An 11,832-nucleotide genomic window follows, 5' to 3' on the forward strand; every position below is an offset into this window, starting at 1 on the left:
CTAATCAGAACAATACTGACTAAAGTCAGGCACATAATCCAGTAAAATCGCTCGTTTATTTTCTGGGTTAAAAGGTAACTGACGACGGTTAAAGCTAGGGTAAAAACTAGAACTAAAATCAAGGTTAGAGAAATTCCTAACCAAAGGTTTGTCGCTAAAATAATCACGAAAAAAGACCACAATTTTGCTGTTTTTTTTGTGATGAAAAGCAAGGGCAAGACAAAAGGCAGGAATGACGAAGAGATAGCCTAAGCCGATTCTTAAGGATGGGCTGCCGTAAAGCATATACAATGTACCTAAACTGCCTAAAGCGATGAGATAAGCTTGTCCCTTGATGTAAATTCTATCTTGCTTCCACATCCGATAAAGAAGGTAGAGAAAAATTAGGGAACAAAGGATTAAAAAGGTGGCTTGTCGTTGGTCAATTAGCCAAGGAATGACCCAATCCCAAGGTTGAGCGTCGGGGGGCTTGTCGGGGGGACATAACCAACGCGCACAGTTTTGGATAACTTTGGCGGATTGATGTGCTGTTTCTGTTCCCACGGACCAAGGGAAAAAGTTAACGCAAAAGAGGGGGGCAGGATAGAGGGGACAACCGGAGGTGATTAGTCCATAACTCATCATGGGAAATAACAGAATAAGACTGGTTATTATGCCTGTGAATAAGCGTTTTAGGCTGAAGGTGTTAAAGAGTAGGTAAAAGACAGAACCGGTTAAAAATAAAACCATGCCTGTAAGTTTAATGGTGAGTCCTGCTGCGGCTAGAATCAGAACGATAAGACTGGCATCAATGACGGTTTGTTGAGGGGGTTTGGGGGCTTGACTTAATAGGAGAATTAACCAAGGAACAACGATAGATAGACCTAATAGCGGCACGTCTGGGGAGGGTGAAATGGGAAGGCTTAACCAGATATAAATGGGTAAGCAAATGAGGCTGGAGATCAGCAAGAAGTAATCGATAAATTTATGTTTTTTTAGCCAAATTCGTTCAAGGGAGATGATGCCTTGGGCGAGGCAAAGAATGAGGGCAAATCCTCCGGTTGTAGCGGCTAAATGGGTGCCGATGGTTGGTAAATTAAAGGGGGCGGCAAGGGCTAACCAAGAGGAGGGATAACCGAAGGTGTAGGAAAGGAGGGCTAATCCGAAGACGGTGCCATGTTGGGATAGCCATTGAATGACGGGGAAATGATATAATCCGGTGTCGTAGGCGGTGACGGGTTGGGCATTGAAGAGGGCTATTATTAAGGCGATTAAACTGTAAGTTACGAGTCTTTTCGGGGATAGATGGGTGGGAAGTTTGTAGAGTTCTTGGCGTGTGTTTTTGTGCTGTAGGGCGGCTAGAATGAGGAGGAGGGCGACGACAGCACCGAGGAGGGGGGAGAGGGGGAAAAGGAGGGAAGTGGCGAGGAGGGAAACCCCAAGGAGTGAGATTCCTAACCACAGGGCGAGGATGGTGCGATCGCCTAATCGAGTTATACTGACGGCATGAGTATGCTGGAGTACCCCAGTGCCAATAATCCAGCTAATACTTCCTAAAATGAGCCACAGGCAAAAAAGAACAAGCATGGTAGATAACTAATTTAGCAGGAATTCAGGAGATGGGGACTTTTCCCCAACGTTGCTGGATGTGGTTTAAAACCCGGTTTAAACGAGGGAAAATAGGGCCATCTTGGCGCAGTTTCCACAGGTAAATCGTGGCATATTTGATGGCGTTGGTATAACTTTTTTGGCAGTATAAGTTAAAGCATAAACTGGCATAGAGATAACTTTCTAAAATAGTGGAATTATAGCGAGTGATGGTCATTTCATCGCCGTAGTGTTCAATGTAGGCGTTGGGAATACATCGGGAACGGAAACCATGATAGTATAAGTAAGCTCCAAATTCTAAATAACTGGAACCATAACGGTAGTCTTCTAACATAGTTAAACCTTGGTCAAAAATAGCCCGAGGATAGATGGTTGAACCATCGGCAATTCCCCAGTTATCATCTAGATTTTCAATGGTTATCCCGACTCCTGATTTACAAAGTTGATTAGCCCGGTGTGCTGTGGCACAATATTCCCCATTAATATAGCCAATTTCTCCCGTTGTCCAGATGGAAAAAGGATCTTGTTCTAGGGCTGCTAAACATTGTGCCAGATGACCGGGGGGTAGGATATGATCATCATCCATTGTGCGGATATGGGTGCCGAGACAAGCGAAAGCAACGTGATTGCGATTGGCATATAATCCTCTACCTGGGCCAAGAATATAGCGACAATGCCACTGTTTAGCAATGGCCTGAGTGGTGCTACGATGGTCAGGATCGGAGTCATCCGAGACAACTATCTCGTAGGGTTGGCAATTTTGCGATCGCACACTTTCCAGACAGCGATTAAGAGACTCAGGACGATTCCGCGTCACCAACGCAATACTTAGTTTAACTTGACTCAAACTAACCCCAGTCCAACTCATCCCATCGCTTCCAGACGACACTGGTAAAGATATAACATATCTTGGGCAATTTTTTCCCAAGCAAATTGTTCCATTAACTCTAATCCCTGCTCTTGTAATTCCTGATAATTTCCCCTATCCCCCTGCACAATGCTAATAATTTTTTGACTGAATTGTTGCCAATCTCCCACCGGAACTAAGCTCGTCTTTTCCAGAGAAGCTAAAATATCCTTGGGTCCCGCTACATTATACGCCACTGTCGGTAAACCTGCCGCCAGTTTTTCTAACACCGCAAAACCAAAACCTTCTAAATAGCTAGGGAATGCTCCCACCGTACAATCACTTAATAATTTAGGCAATAGTTCACTGTCATACTGGGGAATAACGTTCAGCCAAGAAACCGGACTCATTTCTAAATCCTGTAATACTTTTTCCTCACTTAATCCTGTACCTAAAAAGACAAATTGAACCGAGGGGATTTCTGCGCGAATTTCCCGGATAATCTTCCCCCAGTCGTGAGAACCTTTCCGATATCCCCAAGTCCCAATAAACGCCACTTTAGGATGAGATAAGCGTAAAGAAACAGGCTGTATCGCGGCTTTTAATGCCTCTCGTCGCTGTTGAGAGAGTCCAAAGGGAAAAACCACTGTTTTCTCAGCAAAGTCTTGTAAATAGTCTAATTCTGTAGCATTAGGTAGGTTAATCAGATCGCAATATTGAAAACTTTTACGACAGTTGATCACTTCTCGATAATTGCGCCATCGTAACAGTTGATTCCACAGACGAACTTTGAGACGAGAGGGGGAAAAATGTCGCACTGTAGACCGTTCAAACTGATAATATAGCTCATGGAGTCCCACGGAACGACTCACCCACAATCCCTTAAACTTCAGTTTTTCTTTCGGTAATGTTAAGTTGCCTTGGTGGGCGTCAATAATATCAAAATGATGACCATAATTTTGAACAAATTTATTAGCTTTGGTTGCAAAAGCGGGTCTAGTGATTGTCTCCCATGCTGTACCTTTAAAATGAGGAAAAGCATCCTCAAAAGCAAATTTTTCCACCTGATGTCCCATTTTAATCAGTTCATCAGCTAGTTCAATTTGTACTCGTGAACCGCCTAAGTTTCGATTCCAAGGCATATGGAGCATCATTAAGATTTTAAGCGGTGTTTTCATGAGCTTAAGGATTTAGAATAAAAACTTAATATTACCCCAAAATTTATGGCGCACTGGGGTTACATAATGACGCAAAATAATATCTTTTTGTTGAGCATACTGATCGGAATAAATAAACTCGTCTTCTCGACCCATAATATACTGTTGAGATGATAAAGCTTTAGCATTGTCTTGGTGCATTGTCAAGTGAACAATGGTTTGTTCTGTAAAATAATTGGGTTCTTCTTTAAGGTTTAAAAAACGCTCTATTCCCTCTGTCCAATCCGGTGCTTTTTTAAATAAAATAAACCCCCCATTGATAGGATTTTCTGCCTCCTGGGGGTGGTGGATAAGGCGAAAATCAAAGGCAGGATTGGAGTCGGGTAAATAGTAAGAATGGCAGGCTGAGGAGTCAATTAGGGGGATTAAGGCACTAGCACCGGGGAAAAAGAGAATATCGGAATCGGTGTAGATGCTAACAGTATGGTGGGGGATAGAAAGCAGGGTAGCTAACTTTTTACCCATTGATTGAATCTGGGCGTAGTGGTAAACTTTACGGGGGAGTTGAGTTCCGATAAACTCGTTTAAGGGGATAATTTTGACACAGGGATGAATCTGTTGCAATAACTGGCAACTGTTGAGACTATAACCATCGGAAACAATAATAAACTGTTCAGGAATCCCCACATAATTTAAGAAAGAACGTAAACTGACAACTTGTTCCGGGAAATCTCGTTCACAAGATAAGGCATAAACAACGGCCTTAATTTTTTGAGTTTGTGTGATGGGCTTTTTGACAATTTGGGGGATAATTTTCTGATAGAGGGAACGAGTAAAGTTTCCTTTGAGTCGTGCTGCACGATAGGCAAAGTTTACCATGTTCGATCATGAATTTTGGGGTAAATTTTTAAGCCGATTTTTTAAGGCAAGGAGTCGAGATAAATTCTGGGTTCCCACGAGGGAGATTAAGTATTTCACTATAATACCCAAGCTTAACCCTTGAAGACCAAAAAGCTGGATAATTTCCCTGACGGTTTTATGGAAATTGTCCACCCTGCCTTTACTAAAGTTATCTAAGCAAAATCCATAGAGGCATTCTTTGGCTTTTTGACGAATTTTCGGATCGAGATCAGATTGCTGATACAGCAATTTACAGAGTTGAAAAGCTTCTGTTGACCAGACTTCTAATTGTCGGGTTGATTTGGCTTGTTCATGAATGCGCCAATGACCAATAATACGCGGTTCATAGATGAATTGATACCCTTTTAAAAGTAAGCGTAAATGAAATTCTTGATCCATGCAGTGCTTTAATTCTGAGTTAATCCATTGCTGGTTTTCAAAGATTTTACGGTGATAGAAAACGGAATGATTACTGACGCTAGAGTAGGGAATCATATTCTCAACTGTTGCTTCAATGACGGGATATTTTTTGATAAAATTATTTTGTTCATCAATATGATGAACTTCCCCGTAAATGACATCACAATGAGGGTTATTTAAATAAGTTTGTGCGGCATACCAAAGGGCATAGGGGGCATAAGTATCATCGGAATTTTGCCAGCCAATGAGTTCCCCTGTTGCCCGTTTAAAGCCTTTATTTAAGGCCTCGGATTGTCCTCCGTCAGGTTCACTAATCCAGTAGGCTAAAAAGGGTTCATATTGACGAATAATCTCTAGGGTATTGTCATCACTGCCCCCGTCAATAATAATATATTCTAGGTTCGGGTAGCCTTGGAGTAAAATTGAGCGAATGGTTGCCTCTAGAAATTGTCCTTGATTGTAACTGGGAGTGACAATTGTGATTGGTGGGAAGCGGGAAAGTTGAGCAAATTGTGGAAATGGTTCGATTTTTTCACCCCACCACCATCCTGACTGTTGAGAAGCAGGAAAAGGCAGGTCGTTGGGGGTGAGAGGATAGGTTAAAATAGACATAAGTATAAGATTAAAAGTTAAACGAGAGATTGATATACGGCTACGGTTTGATTGACGGTTTTTTCCCAACTAAATTGTTGAGCGCGTTTTTTCCCTTTGGCGATGAGGCGATCGCGTTCTATGGGATGATGGAGTAACCAAAGCATCCCATCCACCCACTCAGATACCTCATTCGGATTTAAGAGGAGTGCCGCATCTCCCGTCACTTCTGGAATGCTGGATGTATTGGTCGCAAGGACTGCCGTTGCACAAGACATGGCTTCTAGGGGGGGTAAACCAAAACCTTCGTACTGTGAAGGATAGACCAGTGCTAGACTACCATGATAGAGGCTAGCTAACTGATGATTGTTTAAAGAATGGTAACTGTAAATGCGATCGCTAATGCCTAATGTGTTAATCTCCTTTAACTCGGTTGGACTAAAAGACTCTCCTACTACACATAAACTAACATCGTGATGTCTTTTAGTAATCTGAGCAAAAGCCTTGAGTAAACCATCAAAATTTTTATAAATCCAACGTCCCCCTACATATAAATAGTAAGGTTGAGGGGGGAGTGTTAGGTCAGGAGTGACTAAACTTTGATCTAAACTAGATGCTAAAGGAATAACTTTTATTTTTTCACGAACTTGAGGATAAATTTTAATCAAATCTTTCTTGGTGTTTTCAGATACACAAATAATAGCATTTGCTGCAAAAATTGCACTTTTTTTCGCAGCAATTTGTTTTAGGTTTGGATCAACCGTTGGTTGAAATAATTCGTGAATCATATCATGAACGGTAATCACTAAAGGCATCCTGAATAATTGAAAGTCTTGTTGATTTAAGTTTTGATAGTAAGTGGGATGTAGTAAATCCACTTTTTTCAAATCGGTAAACCAGCGAAAGAAATAGGGTTCTAAAAAATAAGATAAGCGATTAGGTGGTAAGCCAAAACGATGGTAATAAATAAGCTTAAGATTCGGATGTTGTGGCTGACTAATCTCAGAACATCCGGTTGTAGTCACAATAGGATAATAGGATTTTGGCAACCCTTCAATCAGATGAGAAAAGTAACGGTTAATTCCGCCTGCTGTTTGGAGCTTATAAATCGTCCCGTCATACAAAATGCGCATTGTCTGTCCTTTATGGCTAGTTATCAAGGAAGAATCTGATGTTCTTGATTTTGAAAAGATTTGAATAATTCTCGGTCTAACTCATGAAATACACAGATGTCACAATATAGTTTATCTTTTCTCAGTAAATAATCATGAAGCTCTTTTAGTTGACTGATACTGTCACAAGTACTCGACAGCATAAAGTCTCCTACGTTATCGTAAATCAATAAATAAAAATATCCCCAGTCTTTTAGGTCTTTAAAAATCGAGAGTTTGACTTCTTTCTGTGTGCGTAAGTAATGAGGATCATATTCAAAAAAAATGACAGGTTTAGCTTCCATTAACCAAGATTTCGCTCCTCGCAAAACTTGACAATCAAAGCCATCTGTATCTATTTTTAATAGTCTTGCCTCTCTAAAATGGGGGTACTGTTCTAAAACTTCAGGCAGAGTTTGAATGGTTAAAGATTCAACATCAGAGGTCGGAATAATCCTGCCAGTGCCTAATTTATACTCTAAAATACCCTGTAAAGATTGGGATGTTTCCCCTAAAAGAGTTTGAACCAACTCTATGTTTTTTAAAACTTTTGCGTTTTTTTCAAGAATTTTAAAAAAATAGGGATTTCCTTCAATACAAAGAGTAGAGCCTTTGAGATTTAATAAAGCAACAGTATCCCCAATATTTGCACCCACATCTATCATTTTAAACTCAGATATTTCTTGGCTGATTTGTTGGGTCAGTCTAACTAAATTTTGAGTATATTGAGGATATCCTTGCAAAATTAAGGGTAATTCATGGTCAAAAGACATCCACAATTCATAAGAACCAATAGGATATCGAATTAAGGGAGGATTATGATTCTTAATCCAATGATAAATCGGTGTAAAAAAACGCGCTTTTAGCCGATCTGGAAACGTTTGATAAGACCGCTTGAGAATTTGCCGATAAGTCAATTGAGCGAGAGCGTGATAAAGATTCATAGATGCGTCATTTACCTCATGCTATAACTTTTCAAAAACTAGCCCACAGATTCCCATATAGACTAAAGAACTCATTGTTGGAAAGCTTTGATAATGTTGCATAACATAATAAGGATCTTTTATACTTTCTAAAAGACCGAGTTTAATCCATTTCTCGATATATTCCTGAAAAGTCCCTGCTTGCTTTTCACCCCAGACTTCTAAGGATTGAGGAGTCTGTGAAATCGCATCAAAGATGCGTTCTTTCAACGCTCTTTGATCATAAAAACGCTGAAAAAAATATTTCCCATTTTGGGCTTCATATCCTAAGTTATAGGTATCTTCTTCTCGCCATTCTTCCTCATAGTTTACTGCACAAGGAAGGGTTAGAATGAGCTTTCCGTGAGGTTTCAGGACACGCCAAAGTTCACGAACAGCAAGGGAATCACCATCTTTAGGAATATGTTCCAAAACACTGATTGACGTGATCACATCAAAGGATTGATCAGGATAGGGTAAACCCGTTACATCATGAGTTAGAAACTGAATCTTTAAAGGTCGTTTAACTTGCTCAAAGTAATGCTGTGTTTCTGCTAAATCAGAGACATCTGGATTTAAAAAATGCCCTTGAAGATGAGGATATTTCTCTAATAAATAGAGCAAAAATAACCGAGGAGATGAAATATCTAAATACGTTTTAACCTGATTCCAATTTAAAGCATTTAAGCAAAATGGAAACTCAAAATAACGGGTGCTACTGACAGGATTACAGAGCAAGTTAATGAATCTTCCCCAGTCTTTAGATCCTAAAAAGCGAAAGGCGAATTTTCTCCCGTAACTATCAAACTCACGCCCAATTAGCTCATGACCCGCTTGGTAGCGGTAAAAGAAGGATGTGCTGATTAGTTTCAAAACTGCCAAGCGAAATTTTAATTGCTCTAGACTTTTGGGAATAACAATCATTGATTTTGAGAGACTAAGGGGTTAATAATCCACTCGCAAGGAGCAAAAATACAGCCATAATCTAGACCTTCATAATGAGCTAGTTCTGAACCTAAGTCATTGACTCTAAAGGAGCATACTTCGTCCAATAAGTCAATAATTTTCACCCCTCTAATATGCACAGCAATTTCAAAAAAGTAAGGATTGGGAGCTAATAAGTTAGCCGGTATTTTAATGCAAGCTGTGACTTTATCATTTGTCCTGTACTGTTGACTAAGTTCTGATTCAGTCGTGAAAATTTTACGATTTTGCCGATCTTTTAATGCCGCACTGATTGTAATATGGTTGAGCCACTGATTGACTTGACAATGAATGGTTAAAAAAATTGGTTCATTGTGCATAAATTCTGTGATTGCTATTCCTTTGCTATTCACAGTTTCAGCATGGTCAATATAAATTTCTTTGGTTTGATAATTGTGATCCGACCGAGTAGCATGATTTACGGTATTAGAGACAAAATCGCCAAGATATTGTTGAATTACGGTGGCAGGAGTTCCTCGGACAATAATTTGTCCCTGATTGAGTAGGAAGGCTTTGCTACACAGTTGATTAACCATGCCCATTTGATGGCTAACAAAAATCACCGTGCGCCCCTCTTTTCCCACGGTTTCCATTTTGCCCAGACATTTTTTTTGAAATTGGGCATCTCCCACCGCTAGAACTTCATCAATGACTAAAATTTCCGGTTCCAAATGGGCAGCAACGGCAAAAGCTAAACGCACATACATCCCGGAAGAGTAGCGTTTAACCGGGGTGTCGAGAAACTTTTCAATTTCAGCAAAAGCCACAATTTCATCAAATTTGCGGTTAATTTCTTGGCGACTCATGCCCAAAATTGAACCATTTAAATAAATATTTTCCCGTCCGGTGAGTTCTGGATGGAATCCGGTGCCCACTTCCAATAAACTAGCCACTCTCCCATTCAGTGTAATGCGTCCGGTGGTGGGTTCAGTGATGCGGCTGAGGATTTTAAGTAGGGTAGATTTTCCGGCTCCATTGCGGCCAATGATGCCGACGCGATCGCCCCTTTTAATCTCAAAAGACAAATCTTGCAGCGCCCAAAACTCCTCCAACTCAGGACGAGTCACTCCTTGCCGGGGGTGTAAGAGGCGTTTTCCCCACCGTTTCACCCCATTGGCGATCGCATACCGTAAAGCATAGCGATCGCCCTCCTGCTGATGACTAAGCAGGTACTTCTTACCGAGATTTTCCACACAAATGGCGACATCGGACATGGGAGAATCAGGTCAACCGTAAACAGCAATGAGTATTTTTCCCCTAAATGATATCCGCAAAAGTTCGTTCTGTCTTGCGGAAATACCACAAACTGCTGATCAACAGCACCAACAGTAAAAACAGCGACAGGAAAAACCCCGGCAGATAGAGATGGAAATTTCCCCCCAAAATCGCCCAACGAAACCCATCAATCACCCCCACCATCGGATTCAGCGAGTACAACAAGCGCCACCGTTGCGGCACCACATTACTACTAAACCCCACCGGAGAGAGATACAGCCCAAACTGGACAATAAACGGCACAATATAGCGGAAATCCCGATACTTCACATTCAAGGCCGAGAGCCACAATCCAGCCCCCAAACTCGCTAACGCGGCGATCGCCACAAACAAAGGCAAGAAAATAATCCGCCAAGTCGGCACAAAATTGTACACCACCATCAGCAACAACAACATCATCCCCGCCACCAAAAAATCCACAAAACTCACCACCACCGCACTCGCTGGCACAATCAAACGGGGAAAATACACCTTTGAGATCACATGAGCATTGGTAATCAAACTATTACTACAAGCCGATAAAGAATTAGCGAAAAACTGCCAAGGCAACATAGCCGCAAACACCAAGATCGGATAAGGTGCGCCATCGGACGGCAACTGAGCCAAGCGCCCAAACACCACCGTTAACACCACCATCGTTAAAAACGGCTGAAGTAATGCCCAAGCCATCCCGATCGCCGTTTGTTTATAGCGTACTAACACATCCCGCCAAGCCAAGAAATAAAATAACTCCCGATAGCGCCAAAGATCGCGCCAATAATGTTTTTCCGTTTTCCCCGCCTCAATAATTAAAGTAGAGGGTTTAGGGTTAGAACTGTGAGACATTCGCCGGATTGCTCAATGGGAAAGGATCTTAAGGGAACGAATCCCTCTGGTTATCATACCGTTTCTCGGAAAACGTTATAAATATTCACAAACCCACCTAAAACGCGGTTTTTGAGCATTAAGAGCGTTTAATTTTAGTCCAGGTCAGATTTAGTCGCACTCTAGGGATGAGTACAATAGGCAAGGAGAGCCATTTTAGTCTTGGATTCGCCACGTTTCCCCGCCTTCCCTCAAGTCGAAGCGGGAGTAAATTAACGCGAACCCGCAAAAGTTTGGCTCTGGTCGCAACCTCAGAATAGGTAACATACTATGACTGTAGATAATCTAGATCCCATTGTTCAAGAAGAAGATTTAGCAGAAACAGAAAACCTCAACTATCAGGAAATCATTGAAACCGTGATTTCCAGCTTAGAACAGAATGACAGTGCAATGGTCAATCACGGCGAACAGGGGACACTCTGGAAGTTTCAATATGGCAGTGTTGAGGTCTTTGTCCAAATGACCGGAACCAAGAATGATGACTTATTAACTATTTGGTCGCCCATCCTCACCTTACCCGCCAAAAACGAATTAGAGTTAATGAAACAGCTAATGGCCATGAATTGGTCAGGAACCTTTGAAACCTGCTTTGCCCTATTAAATGACCAAGTAGTAGTTTCTCATCAGAGGACAATGGCCGATCTCTATCCCGGAGAAATTTCCCGCGCTATTACCCTAGTGGCCACCATTGCCGACGACAATGATGATCGGCTACAAGCTGAATTCGGACTGTCCTAATCTTAATCCACTTCCCCCCACTCCCCGGGTCGGGGGGTTGCCCTTCCTAGACCATCCCCGACTTAAAAAGTACGGGGATTCTTTGCTCACAGACTTTGATGTTGCCCTCTGGAGGCAGTCATGAAACCTCAAGTTCAAGCTCAACCCACCTCGTTATATGACAGAGACTATCAACTGTGGTTAGAGCGCAAGGGCTTCGGGGGCTGATTTTTTCGTCAATTTGTACAATTTTTGGACCCTTTGCGATCGCAACCCTAACCCCCCATGTTTCACCCCCACCCCGCCCACCCCAAACTCCCCTTTATCCCCCCCCGCTACAACCCCCTCATCCTCCGTCTCGCTCACCTCCTGCTCCC

General features: G+C 41.8%; 11 protein-coding genes. 1 reads left to right on the forward strand and 10 read right to left on the reverse strand.

Annotated features, from left to right (window positions below; translation table 11 throughout):
• From K4A83_RS11870 to K4A83_RS11915, 10 genes are read right to left on the reverse strand one after another with little or no spacing between them, the layout of a single operon-like run.
• Positions 1–1,566, reverse strand: a complete 1,566-nt coding sequence (locus K4A83_RS11870; RefSeq protein WP_265264773.1) for an LIC_10190 family membrane protein — start codon at positions 1,564–1,566, stop codon at positions 1–3.
• Between the two features lie 25 nt (positions 1,567–1,591).
• Complete coding sequence (locus K4A83_RS11875) at positions 1,592–2,455, reverse strand: glycosyltransferase family 2 protein (RefSeq protein ID WP_265264774.1); 864 nt, start codon at positions 2,453–2,455, stop codon at positions 1,592–1,594.
• On the reverse strand, positions 2,452–3,612 hold the full coding sequence (locus K4A83_RS11880) for a glycosyltransferase family 4 protein (protein ID WP_265264776.1): 1,161 nt from the start codon (positions 3,610–3,612) through the stop codon (positions 2,452–2,454). The genes K4A83_RS11875 and K4A83_RS11880 overlap by 4 nt, the downstream gene beginning before the upstream one ends.
• Before the next feature lie 12 nt (positions 3,613–3,624).
• Positions 3,625–4,470: a hypothetical protein gene (locus K4A83_RS11885; protein ID WP_265264777.1), complete on the reverse strand. Its 846-nt coding sequence runs from the start codon at positions 4,468–4,470 to the stop codon at positions 3,625–3,627.
• Positions 4,471–4,476: 6 nt separating this feature from the next.
• On the reverse strand, positions 4,477–5,523 hold the full coding sequence (locus tag K4A83_RS11890) for a glycosyltransferase family 2 protein (RefSeq protein WP_265264778.1): 1,047 nt from the start codon (positions 5,521–5,523) through the stop codon (positions 4,477–4,479).
• 17 nt (positions 5,524–5,540) lie between these two features.
• Positions 5,541–6,635, reverse strand: coding sequence for a glycosyltransferase family 4 protein (locus tag K4A83_RS11895; protein WP_265264779.1), 1,095 nt, complete (start codon positions 6,633–6,635; stop codon positions 5,541–5,543).
• 23 nt (positions 6,636–6,658) lie between these two features.
• A complete protein-coding gene (locus K4A83_RS11900) occupies positions 6,659–7,597 on the reverse strand; it encodes an FkbM family methyltransferase (RefSeq protein ID WP_265264780.1) in 939 nt (312 codons plus the stop codon).
• 21 nt (positions 7,598–7,618) lie between these two features.
• The gene (locus K4A83_RS11905) at positions 7,619–8,539 is read right to left on the reverse strand and encodes a class I SAM-dependent methyltransferase (protein ID WP_265264781.1); all 921 of its coding nucleotides are present in this window, start codon (positions 8,537–8,539) and stop codon (positions 7,619–7,621) included.
• On the reverse strand, positions 8,536–9,813 hold the full coding sequence (locus K4A83_RS11910) for an ABC transporter ATP-binding protein (protein WP_265264782.1): 1,278 nt from the start codon (positions 9,811–9,813) through the stop codon (positions 8,536–8,538). The genes K4A83_RS11905 and K4A83_RS11910 overlap by 4 nt, the downstream gene beginning before the upstream one ends.
• A 43-nt stretch (positions 9,814–9,856) precedes the next feature.
• Positions 9,857–10,699, reverse strand: coding sequence for an ABC transporter permease (locus tag K4A83_RS11915; RefSeq protein WP_265264783.1), 843 nt, complete (start codon positions 10,697–10,699; stop codon positions 9,857–9,859).
• Positions 10,700–11,008: 309 nt separating this feature from the next.
• On the opposite strand from K4A83_RS11915, the gene K4A83_RS11920 reads away from it, so the two are divergent.
• A complete protein-coding gene (locus tag K4A83_RS11920) occupies positions 11,009–11,476 on the forward strand; it encodes a YbjN domain-containing protein (protein ID WP_265264784.1) in 468 nt (155 codons plus the stop codon).
• Positions 11,477–11,832: the final 356 nt, after the last annotated feature.

It is taken from the genome of Spirulina subsalsa FACHB-351, assembly GCF_026130165.1.
Lineage (GTDB): Bacteria > Cyanobacteriota > Cyanobacteriia > Cyanobacteriales > Spirulinaceae > Spirulina_A > Spirulina_A subsalsa_A.